This is a genomic window from Massilia sp. DWR3-1-1 (assembly GCF_049898325.1).
In the GTDB taxonomy this organism is placed as follows: domain Bacteria; phylum Pseudomonadota; class Gammaproteobacteria; order Burkholderiales; family Burkholderiaceae_D; genus JAFCUW01.
On the sequence record NZ_JAFCXL010000002.1, the window covers coordinates 402,647 to 418,303 of the forward strand.

The 15,657-nt window shown below is 65.1% G+C and carries 13 protein-coding genes; 12 read left to right on the forward strand and 1 reads right to left on the reverse strand.

What is annotated here, in order from left to right; all coding sequences use genetic code 11:
• Window positions 1-262: 262 nt before the first annotated feature.
• The 12 genes from ACP7EY_RS04045 (at window position 263) to ACP7EY_RS04100 (ending at window position 14,726) form a co-directional block, all read left to right on the forward strand.
• Window positions 263-3,214 carry a FimV/HubP family polar landmark protein gene (locus tag ACP7EY_RS04045; protein ID WP_426190712.1) on the forward strand — a complete coding sequence of 984 codons (2,952 nt, stop codon included), beginning with the start codon at window positions 263-265 and terminating at the stop codon, window positions 3,212-3,214.
• Window positions 3,215-3,458: 244 nt separating this feature from the next.
• A complete protein-coding gene (gene truA / locus ACP7EY_RS04050; RefSeq protein ID WP_426190714.1) occupies window positions 3,459-4,274 on the forward strand; it encodes a tRNA pseudouridine(38-40) synthase TruA in 816 nt (271 codons plus the stop codon).
• Window positions 4,275-4,285: 11 nt separating this feature from the next.
• The gene (locus ACP7EY_RS04055; protein ID WP_426190716.1) at window positions 4,286-4,978 is read left to right on the forward strand and encodes a phosphoribosylanthranilate isomerase; all 693 of its coding nucleotides are present in this window, start codon (window positions 4,286-4,288) and stop codon (window positions 4,976-4,978) included.
• Window positions 4,959-6,209: a tryptophan synthase subunit beta gene (gene trpB / locus ACP7EY_RS04060; protein ID WP_426190718.1), complete on the forward strand. Its 1,251-nt coding sequence runs from the start codon at window positions 4,959-4,961 to the stop codon at window positions 6,207-6,209. Before ACP7EY_RS04055 ends, trpB begins: the two co-directional genes overlap by 20 nt.
• A 41-nt stretch (window positions 6,210-6,250) precedes the next feature.
• Window positions 6,251-7,051 carry a tryptophan synthase subunit alpha gene (gene trpA / locus ACP7EY_RS04065; protein ID WP_426190720.1) on the forward strand — a complete coding sequence of 267 codons (801 nt, stop codon included), beginning with the start codon at window positions 6,251-6,253 and terminating at the stop codon, window positions 7,049-7,051.
• 167 nt (window positions 7,052-7,218) lie between these two features.
• A complete protein-coding gene (gene accD / locus ACP7EY_RS04070; RefSeq protein ID WP_426190722.1) occupies window positions 7,219-8,091 on the forward strand; it encodes an acetyl-CoA carboxylase, carboxyltransferase subunit beta in 873 nt (290 codons plus the stop codon).
• A 128-nt stretch (window positions 8,092-8,219) separates the two neighbouring features.
• Window positions 8,220-9,518: a bifunctional tetrahydrofolate synthase/dihydrofolate synthase gene (gene folC / locus ACP7EY_RS04075; protein ID WP_426190724.1), complete on the forward strand. Its 1,299-nt coding sequence runs from the start codon at window positions 8,220-8,222 to the stop codon at window positions 9,516-9,518.
• 12 nt (window positions 9,519-9,530) lie between these two features.
• Window positions 9,531-10,550 (forward strand): SPOR domain-containing protein, encoded by a 1,020-nt coding sequence (locus tag ACP7EY_RS04080; RefSeq protein WP_426190726.1) that lies wholly within the window; start codon window positions 9,531-9,533, stop codon window positions 10,548-10,550.
• A gap of 27 nt (window positions 10,551-10,577) precedes the next feature.
• Window positions 10,578-11,066 carry a CvpA family protein gene (locus tag ACP7EY_RS04085; RefSeq protein WP_426190728.1) on the forward strand — a complete coding sequence of 163 codons (489 nt, stop codon included), beginning with the start codon at window positions 10,578-10,580 and terminating at the stop codon, window positions 11,064-11,066.
• Between the two features lie 66 nt (window positions 11,067-11,132).
• Window positions 11,133-12,653, forward strand: a complete 1,521-nt coding sequence (gene purF / locus ACP7EY_RS04090) for an amidophosphoribosyltransferase (protein ID WP_426190730.1) — start codon at window positions 11,133-11,135, stop codon at window positions 12,651-12,653.
• An 8-nt stretch (window positions 12,654-12,661) separates the two neighbouring features.
• Entirely contained in the window at window positions 12,662-13,915 is a 1,254-nt protein-coding gene (locus ACP7EY_RS04095) for a cystathionine gamma-synthase family protein (RefSeq protein ID WP_426190732.1), read from the forward strand.
• A 40-nt stretch (window positions 13,916-13,955) separates the two neighbouring features.
• A complete protein-coding gene (locus ACP7EY_RS04100) occupies window positions 13,956-14,726 on the forward strand; it encodes a tetratricopeptide repeat protein (protein WP_426190734.1) in 771 nt (256 codons plus the stop codon).
• Between the two features lie 51 nt (window positions 14,727-14,777).
• Here ACP7EY_RS04100 and lexA read toward each other — a convergent pair whose 3' ends face one another.
• Window positions 14,778-15,416 carry a transcriptional repressor LexA gene (lexA, locus tag ACP7EY_RS04105; RefSeq protein ID WP_426190736.1) on the reverse strand — a complete coding sequence of 213 codons (639 nt, stop codon included), beginning with the start codon at window positions 15,414-15,416 and terminating at the stop codon, window positions 14,778-14,780.
• Window positions 15,417-15,657 lie beyond the last annotated feature (241 nt).

The following is a 15,657-nucleotide window of genomic DNA, read 5'->3' on the forward strand; positions in this document are numbered from 1 at the left end:
CGACCGTTGTCAAAATAATCTCCAAGCGGGCCGACATTGTCGGCCCGTCGACATTTGCGCACCGCCTTTCCTGCTGGGTACGGCCCATGGAAAGGGCTTTATGCGGCGGCGAAAACGGCGTAATTTAGGCATCCTGTTCACAGCTTCGGCGTTGGAGCGGGAGAAACACCCCGAAAGCTTGCATGCTCTAGAGCATGATGATATGTTGAGACCTCCGAGAAAGCACCATTCCCCTCGACAACTCTTACCCACGCTGCCCACCATGCATTTACACACTCGCCCCCGCACCTTGTCGCTCGCGCTGAAGTCGCTGTTTGGCGCCGTCGCCACGGCAGTGGTGCTGACTTCCGCGACCGCGGCCGGCCTCGGCAAGCTGACAGTGCTCTCGAGCCTGGGGCAGCCCTTGCGCGCCGAGATCGAACTGACGTCCGTGTCGGCCGACGAGGCCGCGGGCCTGGTGGCGAAACTGGCGTCGCCCGACGCCTTCAAACTGGCCAACGTCGAATTCAATCCTGCCTTGCTGGGCCTGCGCTTCGCCGTCGAGCAACGGGGCAGCCGCCAGGTCATCAACGTCACCTCGAGCGCCCCCGTCAACGAGCCCTTCGTCGACATGCTGCTCGAGCTGTCCTGGAGCAGCGGGCGCCTGGTGCGCGAGTACACCTTCCTGCTCGATCCTGCCGAACTGCGCGCGACCCAGTCGGCCCAGGTGGCGGCCGCGCCCGTCGATGTGCTCAACCAGGGCGCGCGGCCGCTGCCGCCGGCGCGCAGCGCGCGCCAGGGCAGCGCCTTGCAGGGCGCTGGCCAGCCCGGCACGCCGCGCGAAAGCGCCCGCGAGGCAGCACGCGAAGGCGCCCGCGAGGCCGCGTCGGCACGCCAGCGCGCCGAGCGTGCGCCGGCGGACACGCCGCTGCAGGACAAGGCCGCCAGCGAAGTGACGGTGCGTCCCGGCGACACGCTCGGGCGCATCGCCGCGCGCATCAAGCCGACCGACATCTCGCTCGACATGATGCTCGTCGCCCTGTACCGGGCCAATCCCGACGCCTTCGTCGGCAACAACATGAACCGCCTGAAATCGGGCCAGATCCTGTCGGTGCCGGACGCCGACGCCATTCGCGGCGGCAGCGACAGCGCCGCCCACGGCGTGGTGGTGGCCCACGCGGCCGACTTCAACGCCTACCGCAACAAGCTGGCCGGCCAGGTCGCCAGCGCGGCGCCCACCAGGTCGCCGGAGGCGGCCCAAAGCGCCGCCGGCAAGGTCACTGCCAAGGTCGAGGAACGGCCCACCGCCGCCAATGAATCGAAGGACCAGCTCAAGCTGTCGAAAGCCGACGCCACGGGCGCCGCGGCAGGGGGCAAGTCGGCCGCCGCCGACGCCGAGGACAAGATCGCCAAGGAGCGCGCGCTGGCCGACGCCAGCGCCCGCGTCAAGGAGCTGGAAAAGAACGTCAACGACCTCGAAAAACTGATGGTCGTCAAGAGCAAGGCGGGCACGGAGGCCAGCAAACCCGCCGAAGCGGCAGTCAGCGCGCCGGCCGTGGTGCCAGCGCCCGTGGCCGTCGCCCCGAAACCGGCCGCGCGGCCCGTGGTCAAGCCGGCGCCACCGCCAGCGGCACCGACCCTGGCCGAGACGCTGATGGACAACATCACCCTGATCGGCGCGGGCCTGGCGGTGCTGCTGCTGGCCGCGTTTGCGGTGGTGCGTCGTCGCAAGCCAGCGGGACCCGCGCCCACCGAACCGTCGATCCTGGGCGCGCCCACCGACCAGGCGCAGTCGATGTTTGCCGAAACGGGCGGCGCCAGCGTCGACACCAGCAACAGCGTATTTAATTCGAGCTTCGCGCCATCGGCCAGTCAGCTCGACACCAATGAAGTCGACCCGATCGCCGAAGCCGATGTGTACATCGCCTACGGCCGCGATGCCCAGGCCGAGGAAATCCTCAAGGAAGCGCTGCGCAGCCATCCCGAGCGCCACCCGGTGCGCCTGAAACTGCTGGAAATCTACGCCGCCCGCAAGGACCTGCGCGCCTTCGAGACGCAGGCCAGCGAACTCTATGCGATGACCAAGGGGCAGGGCGAGGAGTGGCCGCAGGCGGCCGCACTGGGCCTGTCGATCGACCCGACCAATCCGCTGTACGCAGGCGCTGCCGCCGGCGCCGCGGTCGGCCTGCTGTCGGCCGACGAGCTGGCCGAGCAGGAAGTGCTGCGCCAGATGGCGCTGGCCAGCGGCGAAGTGATCGATTTCGACGAGGCCGATGTCGTCAAGACCGCCTTGCCGACGCCGGCCGAGGACAATTCTCTCGATTTCGACCTGGGCAGCCTCAGTTTCGACGAGCCGCCGCCCGTGGCCGCGCCCCAGCCCCTCGCTGGCAACAACATGGAATTTACCAGCGACGCCCCGGTCGAGTCGATCATCGCGCCCGACCTGCCGGCCGACGAAGAGACGTTCGACCTGTCGTTCGACATGGACTTCGACAAGCCCGTGGCTGCGGCACCGGCACCCTTGCCTTCGCTCGACAACATCCACCTCGACCTGGCCAATCCGGACCTGCCGTCGGACGTCAACACCATCGATTTCTCGGGCGCCTTCGACGTGCCGGAATTGCCGACCTTGCCCGGCTCGCCCGCCAGCGAGGCCATGGCCTTTCCCGCGGTGGCGGCCACCGGCGCCTATTCTGAGCAGGCGCCACTGGTCAATCCCCTCGACGATCTCGACGCCATGAGCTTCGACCTGCCGACGACGCCGTCGGCGGCGGCGCCGGAGACGATCACCGCGCCCACGCTGGAGGACGATCCGTTCGGGCTGCCCGATTTCACCCGCAGCGCCTCGCCCGCCCTGGGCAGCGGCAGCGATCTGCCTGAACTGGCCTTCGCCATGCCGGAGTCGGCATCGGCGCCGTTGCCGGACTTTGCCGCGCCGACCCCGGCCTACGCCAGCGCGCCCCATTTCGACATGTCCGGCATCGATCTCGACCTGCCGTCGGAAACCCCGCATCACGCCGGCTTCGACGATCTGGCCCCGGTGGCGGCGCCGCCGCTGGCCGCCGCCGAACTGTCGGCCGCCCACATGGAGATGGAGACCAAGATCGACCTGGCCATCGCCTACCAGGAAATCGGCGACAAGGAGGGCGCGCGCGAACTGCTCGACGAAGTCATCAAGGGCGGCAGCAATGAACAAATCGGCCGCGCCAACGAGATGCGGGTCAAGCTGGCATAATAACGGCGGTCAAACAAAAGTGAACCCCTACTTTTGTTTGGGCTGGTCAGGTAAAAATCACCGGCGGAGCCCGATGATTTTTAGGGGGGACGCAAAGCCGATGGCTTGCATGGTTCGCCTCGGGGGGCAGGCGTAGCGGTGTGCTTGCGCCACGTCGTATTGGCGTCGCCGCCTGTATCGTTGTCAGGCCCTGCCTGTTTTTATCCGCGGGGCGAAGGCCCGCATTTTCCGCACAGGACCCAATTTGAAACGGATCGCACTCGGCGTCCAGTACGACGGCGCACCGTGGAACGGCTACCAGAAACAGCTCGACCGCCACACCGTCCAGGATCAGCTGGAAATCGCCCTGGCCAGGTTTGCCCGCGTCGATGTCGCCACCACCTGCGCCGGGCGTACCGACACCGGCGTGCACGCGCTCGAACAGGTGGTCCACTTCGACACCGAACTGACGCGCGACACGCAGTCGTGGGTGCGCGGCGTGAACACCTTCCTGCCCGATTCGATCGCCGTGCGCTGGGCCAGCGAGGTGGCGCAGGCGCCCGCGCATGACCCCCACCTCGAGTTCCACGCGCGCTTTTCGGCGCGCGCCCGCACCTATCACTACGTGCTGTACAACCACCCGGTGCGCTCGCCCCTGTTGGCGGGCAAGGCCGGCTGGACCTTCCGCCCGCTCGACGTCGAGCGCATGCGCGCCGGCGCCGCCCACCTGATCGGTCAGCACGATTTCACCGCCTTCCGCTCCTCGCAGTGCCAGGCCAAGTCGCCCGTCAAGGACATGCAGTCGATCCGCATCGAACGCAGCGGCGACGCCATCGTGTTCACCCTGCGCGCCAACGCCTTCCTGCACCACATGGTGCGCAACCTGGTCGGCTCGCTCATCTACGTGGGCAATGGCCGCCAGCGCCCCGAATGGATTGGCGAACTGCTGCGCGCGCGCGACCGCCACGAGGCCGCGCCCACCTTCATGCCGGACGGCCTGTACCTGGCAAAAATCGATTACGACCCGAAGTGGGGCCTGCCGCAGGAAGCGGGCAGCCTGCTGCCGTGGTTTTCACTCTGACAGGCCAGTCCATGCACCGCACCCGGATTAAAATTTGCGGCCTCACCCGCGCCGAGGACGTTGCCAGCGCCGTAGCCGCCGGCGCCGATGCCCTCGGCTTCGTGTTCTACCCGCCCAGCCCCCGTTACGTCACCCCCGCCCAGGCGGCAAGCCTGATCGGCGCCATGCCGCCGTTCGTGAGCGCGGTGGCGCTGTTCGTCAACGCCAGCGCCGCCGAGGTCAAGGCGGTCCACGACACGGCGCCGTTTACCCTGCTGCAGCTGCACGGCGACGAGACCCCGGCGCAGTGCGCGGCCATCGCCGACGCCGTGCGCACGCCCTTCCTGCGGGTGTTCCGCGTCAAGCCCGACACGGGCGCGGACGAACTGCTAGAATACGAGCACAGGTACCGCTCCGCCAGCACCTGGTATGCGGGCCTGTTGCTCGATACCTTTGTCGATGCATATGGCGGCGCAGGAAAGGTGTTTGAATGGTCTCTCATTCCAAAAGAACTCGCGCCTCGGGTCGTTTTAAGTGGTGGCTTGGGCGTACAAAACGCGACTGACGCGGTGGTACGTGTTCGTCCCTTCGCCGTCGACATCAGCAGTGGTGTCGAACTGGGCAAGGGCATCAAGGACGCCCGCAAGATCGCCGATTTCATTCGTGCGGTGCGGGCGGCAGACGCCACCCATTCCGAGACACCCCATGACAACGCAACGCCCTGACCGCGCCACTGGCGCCCCCCTGTTTCACGCCACCGACTACCAGCTGCCCGACGCCCGCGGCCACTTCGGCCCCTACGGCGGCGCCTTCGTCGCCGAAACGCTCAGCCATGCGCTGGCCGAGCTGAGCGAAGCCTACGCCCGCTACAGCAAGGACCAGGAATTCCTCGACGAGTACCGCTACGAGCTCAAGCACTTCGTCGGCCGGCCGTCGCCCGTCTATCACGCGCGGCGCTGGTCCGAGCAGGTGGGCGGCGCGCAGATCTTCTTCAAGCGCGAAGACCTCAACCACACGGGCGCCCACAAGATCAACAACGTCATCGGCCAGGCCCTGCTGGCGCGCCGCATGGGCAAGCCGCGCATCATCGCCGAGACGGGCGCCGGCCAGCACGGTGTCGCCACCGCCACCATCTGCGCCCGCTTCGGCCTCGAATGCGTCGTCTACATGGGCAGCGAGGACGTCAAGCGCCAGGCGCAGAACGTCTATCGCATGAAGCTGCTGGGCGCGACCGTGGTGCCCGTCGAATCGGGCTCGAAAACGCTCAAGGACGCGCTCAATGAGGCCATGCGCGACTGGGTCACCAACATCGAAGACACCTTTTATATTATCGGCACGGTGGCCGGCCCGCACCCGTACCCGATGATGGTGCGCGACTTCCAGGCCGTCATCGGCGAGGAATGCCTGTGGCAGATGCCGGAAATGATCGGTCACCAGCCCGATTACGTGCTCGCCTGTATCGGCGGCGGCTCCAACGCCATGGGCATTTTTTATCCCTACATCGACCAGCCGAACGTGCGCCTGATCGGCGTCGAAGCGGCCGGCGAGGGACTCGACACGGGCAAGCATGCCGCCGCGCTGGGTGCCGGCAGTCCCGGCGTATTGCATGGTAACCGCACCTACCTGCTGCAGGACGACGACGGCCAGATCATCGAGACCCACTCGATCTCGGCCGGCCTCGACTATCCCGGCGTGGGCCCCGAACACGCCTGGCTCAAAGACCTGGGCCGCGCCGAATACGTCGCCGTCACGGACGAGGAAGCGCTGGCCGCATTTCACGACTGCTGCCGCATCGAGGGCATCATCCCCGCCCTCGAATCGGCCCACGCGATCGCCTACGCCACCAAGCTGGCGGCCGGCCTGCCGAAGGACCAGTCGATCCTGGTCAACCTGTCCGGCCGCGGCGACAAGGACATGCACACCGTGGCCGAGCGGATGGGACTCGATTTCAGTTAAACCTGTATCGCTCTCCCGTCACCTTTCACGAAAGACTTGCCATGTCCCGTATCGCTGCCACCTTCGCCGCCCTGAAATCGGCCCATAAAACCGGCCTCGTCACCTTTATCACCGCCGGCGACCCCGCGCCAGAACTGACCGTGCCGCTGATGCACGCGATGGTCGCCGGCGGCGCCGACATCCTCGAACTGGGGGTGCCGTTCTCGGACCCCATGGCCGAGGGGCCGGTGATCCAGCGCGCCTGCGAGCGCGCCCTGAAGTTCCATATCGGCCTGAAAGACGTGTTTGAATTCGTCCGCCAGTTCCGCCTCACCGACAACACCACCCCGGTGGTGCTGATGGGCTACGCCAATCCCATCGAGCGGATCGGCATCAAGGGCTTCGTCGACGCCGCCAGCAGCGCCGGCGCCGACGGCGCCATCGTCGTCGACTATCCGCCGGAAGAGTGCGAGGAGTTTGCCGCCGCCATGCGCGCGGCTGACCTGGACCTGATTTTCCTGCTGGCGCCCACCTCGACGCCTGAACGCATCGCCCAGGTGGCGCGGGTGGGTGGGGGCTTTAGTTATTACGTCTCGCTCAAGGGCGTCACCGGCGCCGGCACCATCGACACGGCCGACGTGGCCAGGCGCGTGGCGGCCATCCGCGAACACGTCAAGCTGCCCATCGGCGTCGGCTTCGGCATCCGCGACGGCGCCACCGCGCGCGCCGTGGCCCAGGTGGCCGATGCCGTCGTCATTGGCAGCCGGATCATCCAGGAGCTGGAAAATACGCCACCCGAGCACGCCTGCGCGGCCGTACAAGCGTTTGTCAGCGGCATCCGCGAGGCGCTCGACGCCCCGTAAAACGGCGTTTGCGGCGCACGCAAATGGTGTGCCGGTCCGTTTCAGGTGGTGATAAGCTTCGACTAACCATTGGTCGATGCAATTGCCGTCTGCACGGCCAAAGTTCGACAAGCGGGGCGCTTGCGGCTAAACTACGGCCAACTTAAGAATTGCCCGAAGGAGAACGTATGAGTTGGTTGGAAAAACTGCTGCCACCCCGGATCCAGCGCTCCGATGCTGCCTCCCGCAAGACCATGCCGGAAGGCTTGTGGGTCAAGTGCCCGTCCTGCGAGGCGGTGCTGTACCGCACGGACCTGGAGTCGAACCTGCACGTTTGTCCAAAATGCAGCCATCACATGCGCATCCGTGCCCGTGCCCGCCTCGACAGCCTGCTCGACGAAGGCGGCCGCTACGAGATCGGCCAGGAAACCTTGCCGGTCGATACGCTCAAATTCAAGGACAGCAAAAAATACCCCGATCGCCTCAAGGCGGCCATGGAAGCGACGGGCGAAACCGACGCCCTGATCGTGCTGGGCGGCTCCATCATGAGCTTGCCCGTGGTGGTGGCGGCCTTCGAATTCGAATTCATGGGCGGCTCCATGGGCTCGGTGGTGGGCGAGCGCTTCGTGCGCGGCGCGCAAATTGCTCTTGAGCAAAAGGTGCCCTTCATCTGCATCACCGCCACTGGCGGCGCGCGCATGCAGGAAGGTTTGCTCTCGCTCATGCAAATGGCCAAGACCACCGCCATGCTGACCAAGCTGTCGGAAAAAAAGCTGCCCTTCATCAGCGTGCTGACCGACCCCACCATGGGCGGCGTGTCGGCCTCGTTCGCCTTCATGGGCGACGTCGTCATCGCCGAACCGAAAGCGCTGATCGGCTTTGCCGGTCCCCGCGTGATTGAAAACACGGTCCGCGAAAAATTGCCGGAAGGTTTTCAGCGTGCCGAGTTCCTGGTACAGAAGGGCGCCGTCGACATGATCGTCGACCGCCGCAAAATGCGTGAAGAAATCGCCCGCCTGCTGGCGCTGCTGCAAAACCAGGCGGTCGAAGTGATCGCCTGAGCACCATCCTGCCCTTGTTTGCCGGTTCGCGCGCGCCTTCCCGGCGCGCGCCTTGCCCCTGAAGTCAGCGCCGAAGTTGCCTCCGAAGTTGCCTCCGAAGTTGCCCCCTACGTTCCCCCAAGTCGCCCATGTCCTCCCTCCCCACCACCTTGCCCGCCTGGCTGGCCCTGCTCGAGTCGCGCCACGCCGAAGTTCATATCGACATGGGCCTGGCGCGCGTCGCCGCCGTCAAGGAGGCGATGGGCTTGCAGTTTGCCTGTCCCGTCATCATGGTGGCCGGCACCAACGGCAAGGGTTCCACCTGCGCCATGCTCGAAGCGATCCTGCTGCGCGCCGGCTACAAGGTGGGCTTGTACATCAAGCCGCACTTTCTCGACTTTAACGAGCGCGCCCGCGTCAATGGCGAACTGGCCAGCGACGCCGACCTCGTGGCCGCCTTCGACGCCGTCGAAGCGCAGCGGGGCGAGGTGCAACTGACGTATTTTGAATTTACCACCCTGGCCATCATGCATTTGCTGGCCGGCAGCGGCATTGATGTCGCGATCGTGGAAGTGGGCCTGGGTGGGCGGCTCGACGCCGTCAACGTCATCGACGCCGACGTGGCCATCGTCACCAGCGTCGACATCGACCACACGGATTACCTGGGCGACACGCGCGAAAAAATCGGCTTTGAAAAGGCGGGGATTTTCCGCCCGGGCAAAGCGGCCATCTGTTCCGACCCCGTGCCGCCCGCCTCGCTGGTGGCGCACGCCGAGGCGATCGGCGCCGACCTGTGGCTGCTGGGGCGCGATTTTAACTATTCGGGCGACCAGCAGCAGTGGAACTATGGCGGGCGCAGCCAGCGCCGCAATGCGCTGGCCTATCCCAGCTTGCGCGGCGCCAACCAGCTTCTGAACGCGGCGGCCGCGCTGGCGGCGCTGGAAGTATTGCGCATGGAACTGCCGGTGGGCGCGCAGGAAGTGCGCACGGGCCTGGTGGTGGTGGAGTTGCCCGGTCGCTTCCAGGTGCTGCCGGGGCGTCCCACCGTCATTCTCGACGTCGCCCACAATCCCCACGCCGCCTCCGCGCTGGCGCAAAACCTGGGCAATATGGGATTTCACCCCTACACCTACGCCGTGTTTGGCGTGATGCAGGACAAGGACATCGCCGGCGTGGTGGGGCCGATGGCCGCGCACATCGACCACTGGTGCCTGGCGGCCTTGCCGTCGCCCCGCTCGGCCAGCCTGGAAACGCTGACCGATATCGTCGACGCGCTCGCGCCCGAAGACGGCAAACCGGGCGAGCGCTCGGTGCGCGGCTTCGCCGATCCGGCGCTGGCCTATGCCGATGCCATCAGCCGTGCCGGAGAGAATGATAGAATTGTGGTCTTCGGTTCGTTTTATACCGTTGCCGGCGTCATGGCAGCACGCAAACCTTCTCACCACTGACAAAAAGATCGCATGGGCTTGTTCTCTCTCTTCAGTAAAAACAAGCAAGAACCGGCCGGCCAGGACAGCGGGTATTTTTCCCGCGAAGAAGATCCGGCCGCCGTGCGAGCCCGCTCCAAGCGCGCCTCCAGCGCCGGCGAAGGGGCCGCGCCCCGTGCCACGCGCAAGGGGCGCACGGCCGACGACCCCGTCCTGCCCGAGAAAAAGCGCGCACGCCGCCGCCTGGTGGGCGCCATCGCGCTGGCGCTGGCCGTCGCCGTCGGCTTGCCGATGCTGCTCGACGCCGAACCGAAACCCATCGCCAACGATATCGCCATCCAGATCCCGTCGCGTGAGAAAGCGGCGCCCTTGCCACTGCCGGCCGCGGCGCCCGCCCCGGCCGACACGCTGGACCAGAAAGAACAACTGGTCGAGCCTGGCGACGTGAAGTCGGTGGACGTGAAGACGGTGGACGTGAACCAGGCCGCGAAGGCGGCCTTGCCCAAGAGCGTCAAAAAAACCGAGCCCGATGTAGACGCCGAGCAAAAAGCCCGCGCCCGCGCGGACGCCGAACTCAAAGCGAAAGCGGAGGCCCGCGCCGAGGCGAAAGCGCGCAGCGAAGCCGAAGCGAAGGCGCGCGCCGAGGCGGAAGCGAAAGCGCGCATCAAATCGGAAGCGAAGGCCGAGGCCGATGCCGAGGCGAAAAGGCTGGCCAAGGCAGCCAAGCAGGAAAAAGCCGACAAGATCAGCGACGACAACGCCAAGGCGCTCGCCATCCTCGAAGGCAAGGCGCCGGAGAAGAAAGTCGACGGAGCTGGCCAGAAATTCGTGGTGCAGGTGGCGGCCCTGGCCTCGCAGGAAAAAGTGGACGAATTACAGGAAAAGCTCAGTGCCGCCGGCATCCGCGCCCATACCCACAAAGTGAGCACGCCGTCGGGCGAGCGCATCCAGGTGCGCATCGGCCCGTTTTCGCGCGAAGATGCCGACAAGATGCGCGCGCGGCTCGACAAGGTCGGTCTGGGCGGCAGCATGGTGCGTCCCGATGGAAAGTAAGACGGCCAGCGGGCGACAGGCGGCGGCGTGACCGTGTTCGATTATGTGGTGCTGTTTATTTTGGCCGCGTCGGTGGTCATCAGCACCCTGCGCGGGCTGGTGCGGGAAATTTTATCGCTGGTGAGTTGGGTGGTGGCTTTCGTGGTCGCCAATCTGTGCGGCGCCACCCTGGGGCCGATGTTGCCCGCCGTGATACCGGGCGAGGCGGTGCGCCTGATGGTGGCCTTCGTCGCCTTGTTCCTGGGCGTGCGAATACTGATGGGTTTGCTATCGAAGGCGCTGGGCGCCGTCATTGCCGCCAGCGGCCTCAGCCTTGCCGACCGCGGACTCGGTGGCCTGTTTGGCCTGGCGCGGGGCATTGTGATCGTCCTGTTCGGCGTCATATTGTGTGGTATGACCGCGATCCCCCAGCAAGACCTGTGGAAGCACGCCTTGCTCTCGCCGCTGGCGGAAACACTGGTGCGTACCGTCAAACCTTTTATTCCTGCGGACTTCGCGCAGCACGTACATTTTTAAGCAGTTTCAATTTCTATTTCCCTTCTCAATTTTCAATACAGGCTGTTCAGTCTTTAGGAGTGCACCATGTGTGGCATTGTCGGCGTCGTCTCGCAACAACCGGTCAACCAGATTCTGTATGACGCCCTGCTGCTGTTGCAGCACCGCGGCCAGGATGCGGCAGGCATCGCAACCAATCACAGCAGTATGTTCTCGATGCACAAGGCCAACGGCCTCGTGCGCGACGTGTTCCGCACGCGCAATATGCGTTCGCTGCAAGGCAACTCGGGCATCGGCCACTGCCGTTACCCCACCGCCGGCTCGTCGAGCGAGGAAGAAGCGCAACCGTTTTATGTCAACGCCCCGTTCGGCATCACGCTGGCCCACAACGGCAACCTGACCAACCAGGAACAGCTCAAGTCGGAGATGTTCAAAAACGACCGCCGCCACATCAACACCGATTCCGATTCGGAAGTGTTGCTCAACGTGCTGGCCCACGAGATCCAGGAAGCGGCCAGCGGCTACACGCTGGACCCGGACACCGTGTTCAAGGCCGTGGTCATGGTGCACCGCCGCGTGCGCGGCGCCTACGCCGTCGTCGCCCAGATCGCCGGCCATGGCCTGCTGGCGTTCCGCGATCCCTACGGCATCCGTCCCCTGTGTATCGGCGTCAATGAAACCGACACGGGCAAGGAATACATGGTCGCCAGCGAATCGGTGGCCCTGGAAGGCATCGGCTTTCATTTCCTGCGCGACATTGCTCCCGGCGAAGCCGTGTTCATCGACAATGACGGCGTCATGCACCAGCGCCAGTGCGCCGATAACCCCTCGCTCAACCCGTGCGCCTTCGAGTACGTCTACCTGGCGCGTCCCGATTCGATCCTCGACGGCGCCTCGGTCTACGCGACGCGCCTGAAAATGGGCGAATACCTGGCCGAGAAAATCCGCAAGGAATTCAGTTCCGGTGAAATCGACGTCGTCATGCCCATTCCCGACAGCTCGCGCCCCGCTGCCATCCAGTTGGCCTTGAAGCTGGGCATCGAATACCGTGAAGGCTTCATCAAGAACCGCTACATCGGCCGCACCTTCCTGATGCCCGGCCAGGCCATCCGCAGCAAGTCGGTGCGCCAGAAGCTCAATGCGATCGCCTCCGAGTTCAAGGGCAAGAACGTGCTGCTGGTCGACGACTCCATCGTGCGTGGCACCACCAGCCGGGAAATCGTGCAGATGGCCCGTGAAGCGGGCGCCAAGAACGTGATTTTCGCCTCGGCCGCGCCGCCCGTGCTGTTTCCCAACGTGTACGGCATCGACATGCCCACCCGCGGCGAACTGATCGCCTACGGCCGCAGCACCGAGGAAGTGTGCCGCGAAATCACCGCCGACAAGCTGGTGTACCAGGATGTCGACGCCCTCAAGCGCTCGATCTCCGACTGCAATCCGGCGCTGAAAAATTTTGAGGCCTCGTGCTTCGACGGCATCTACGTGACGGGCGACATCACCCAGGCCTATCTCGACCGCCTCGAGTACGCCCGCCATCACCCGAAAGCCGCGCCGCTCGAAGATGCCATGGCCAACCACCTGCACCTGGCGCCTGCCACGGCCGAATAGGAGGCGCCATGAGCGACAAACTGGCAGAAAAGCGTTTCGGCTTTACCACCACGATCTTGCACAACGACCGCCGCAAGGCGATCGAACACGGCTCGCTGCACAAGCCCGTGCACACCTCGGTCGCGTTCGGCTACACCGATGCGCGCCAGCTCGCCTCGGTGTTCCAGGGCAAGGAGCCAGGCTTTCGCTACGGCCGCCAGGGCAACCCCACGGTGGCTGCGCTGGAAGACAAGATCACCCGCATGGAAGACGGCGTGTCCTCGATCTGCTTCGCCACCGGCATGGGCGCCATCGGCGCCGTGTTCCAGGGGCTGTTGCGGGCCGGCGATCACGTGATCACTTCGTCCTTTTTGTTTGGCAACACCAACAGCCTGTGGCAAACGGTGGCGGGGCAGGGCGTGGCGGTCGATTTTGTCGATGCCACCGATGTCGCCCAGGTGGCCGCGGCGATCACACCGAGCACGCGGCTGGTGTTTGCCGAAACCATCGCCAACCCCCGCACCCAGGTGGCCGACCTGGCGAAGATTGGCCAGTTGTGCCGCGAACGGGGCATCCTGTTCGTGGTCGACAACACCATGACCTCGCCCTACCTGTTCCGGCCCAAGTCGGTCGGCGCGGGCCTGGTGGTGAACGCGCTGACCAAGTCGATCGGCGGGCACGGCATGGTGTTGGGCGGCGCCCTGACCGACACCGGCGAATACGACTGGAGCGGCTACCCGCACATCCCTGACAACATCAAGCGCACGCCGCCCCGCCAGTGGGGCATGGCGCAGATCCGCGCGAAGGGCTTGCGCGACTTCGGCGCCTCGCTGGCGCCGGAAGCGGCGCACCACATTGCCGTCGGCGCCGAAACGCTGGCGCTGCGCATGGAGCGGGCCAGCGCCAACGCGCTGGCGCTGGCCCGCATGCTCGAGGCCGATCCGCGCGTGGCCGCCGTGCACTACCCGGGCTTGCCCTCGCATCCCCAGCACAACCTTTCCAGCGAACTGTTCCGCGCGCACGGCTTCCTGCTCAGTTTTGAGTTGCGTGATGGTATCGACTGCTTCGATTACCTCAATCGCCTGCAGGTGGCCATTCCTGCAAGTAATCTGGGCGACACCCGCACCCTGGTCATTCCCGTCGCCCACACGATTTTCTTCGAGATGGGCGCCGAGCGCCGCGCCAGCATGGGCATTGCCGACTCACTGATCCGGGTGTCGGTGGGCATCGAGGATGAGGCCGATCTGCTGGCCGATTTCAGCGAGGCCCTGCCTGCCGTCTAGTTCATTTACACTGTGCCTCTGCCCCTATTTGACGAGCCCCATGAAACTACCCACCTTGTTCTCGCTGTTCCTGCCGCTGGCGCTGGCCTTGCCCCTGGCCCACGCCGATGAACTGGCCGACGCCGATGCGCTGTTTCAAAAGAAAGACTACGCGCAGGCGCTGAAGCTCTATACCAAGCTCGGTGAGGCGGGCAACGTGGTGGCGCAGCAGCACCTGGGCGAGATGTATTGGTATGGCGAAGCGGGCGCCGTCAACGACGCCATTGCCAAGGGCTGGTTCAGCAAGGCCGCGGCGAAGGGCAACCAGCCCTCGGTCGCCGCGCTGGCGGTGATGCAGCAACGGCTTGCGCGCAGGAGCGATATCGCTTACTGGATGGGCAAGTACGACGGCGCCGACCTCAAATCGGGCAAATACCGTTGCCCGGCGCCCCGCCTGCCGGCCGTGTCGAAAGACAATGTCGAGATCGACGCCGTGGCACGCCGCGTCGACACCTGGCAAAACTGCTACAACGAATTTGTCGTCAATCTGAACGCGGTCTCGCCCCTGAGCAAGAAAATTCCTGCCGACGTCGTCAGCCTGATGAAGAAGGAAGAACTCGACCAGGCGGAGCTTTACCTGGGCCAGCTGCAGCAAACCATCATCGAAGAAGCCAAGGTCAGCAGTAAACTGGTGCTGGCCGATATCGCCGCCTGGCGCAGCGCCACCGAGGCCTGGGTCACGGAGCACAACGAAATCGTCAAGAACGGCCCGACCGCCGAAAAGCAGGCGGAGTCGGACACCCGCAAGCGCAACTACGCGGCGCCGAAATAAGCGTGCAATAAAAAAGCCGCCCACGGGGCGGCTTTTTACTGGGGCGAGCGATTAATGCCAGGTACGCATCAAGCCGACCGCCAGGCCCTCGAGGGCAAAGTCGTCGGCATCGGCGTCGACCTTGATGATCTTGAAGTCTGGGTTTTCCGGCAACAATTCGACCAGGCTGCCCGTCTTGCGGTAACGCTTGACGGTGACGTCGTTGCCGATGCGGGCGACGACGATCTGGCCGTTTTTGGCGCTGTCGATTTTTTTCACGGCCAGCAGGTCGCCGTCCATGATGCCGGCGTCGCGCATCGACTCGCCGCGCACCTTCAGCAGGAAATCGGGCCTGGCCGAAAACATGGCCGGGTCGACGTTATAGGTGGCCTCGACGTGTTCCTGCGCCAGGATGGGCGAGCCGGCGGCCACCCGGCCCACCAGCGGCAGGGCCATCATCAGGAGCGCGGCCGGCACTGCTGGTGGCAGGTCCAGCGAGGCGCCGATCAGGCGGATGCCGCGCGACGTGCCCGGTGAAATTTCAATGGCGCCCTTGCGCGCCAGCGCCTGCAAATGTTCCTCGGCGGCGTTGGCCGACTTGAAGCCCAGTTCGGCGGCGATTTCGGCGCGGGTGGGGGGGAAGCCCGTGTTGTCGATGGCCTCGCGGATCAAATTGAGAATCTGTTCTTGCCGTGCGGTGAGCTTGATCATGGGCGGGTAAGTGCTGGTTATATAAACAGACTGTATTTTTGTACAGTATTTCGCCCGACGCAAGGGAAATTCACCTTCGGCACCACGAATTCCCTGAATTTATGCAAATAAGCGCATATTTTTGGCGCTTTCACCGTTTGCTGTGGGTCGACCCCGAACCGATTTGAATTGCTGAGGTCAAACCTGCTCCACCAAGGTGATGGGAGAGCAGCATGGCACAAGGCAAGCAGGTCCGTCCGAA

Coding starts and splice junctions, on each gene's coding strand:
- ACP7EY_RS04095 (WP_426190732.1), top strand. CDS start 12,662: ATGAGCGACAAACTGGCAGAAAAGCGTTTCGGCTTTACCACCACGATC.
- folC (WP_426190724.1), top strand. CDS start 8,220: ATGTCCTCCCTCCCCACCACCTTGCCCGCCTGGCTGGCCCTGCTCGAG.
- accD (WP_426190722.1), top strand. CDS start 7,219: ATGAGTTGGTTGGAAAAACTGCTGCCACCCCGGATCCAGCGCTCCGAT.
- ACP7EY_RS04100 (WP_426190734.1), top strand. CDS start 13,956: ATGAAACTACCCACCTTGTTCTCGCTGTTCCTGCCGCTGGCGCTGGCC.
- trpA (WP_426190720.1), top strand. CDS start 6,251: ATGTCCCGTATCGCTGCCACCTTCGCCGCCCTGAAATCGGCCCATAAA.
- trpB (WP_426190718.1), top strand. CDS start 4,959: ATGACAACGCAACGCCCTGACCGCGCCACTGGCGCCCCCCTGTTTCAC.
- ACP7EY_RS04080 (WP_426190726.1), top strand. CDS start 9,531: ATGGGCTTGTTCTCTCTCTTCAGTAAAAACAAGCAAGAACCGGCCGGC.
- purF (WP_426190730.1), top strand. CDS start 11,133: ATGTGTGGCATTGTCGGCGTCGTCTCGCAACAACCGGTCAACCAGATT.
- lexA (WP_426190736.1), bottom strand. CDS start 15,416: ATGATCAAGCTCACCGCACGGCAAGAACAGATTCTCAATTTGATCCGC.
- ACP7EY_RS04045 (WP_426190712.1), top strand. CDS start 263: ATGCATTTACACACTCGCCCCCGCACCTTGTCGCTCGCGCTGAAGTCG.
- ACP7EY_RS04055 (WP_426190716.1), top strand. CDS start 4,286: ATGCACCGCACCCGGATTAAAATTTGCGGCCTCACCCGCGCCGAGGAC.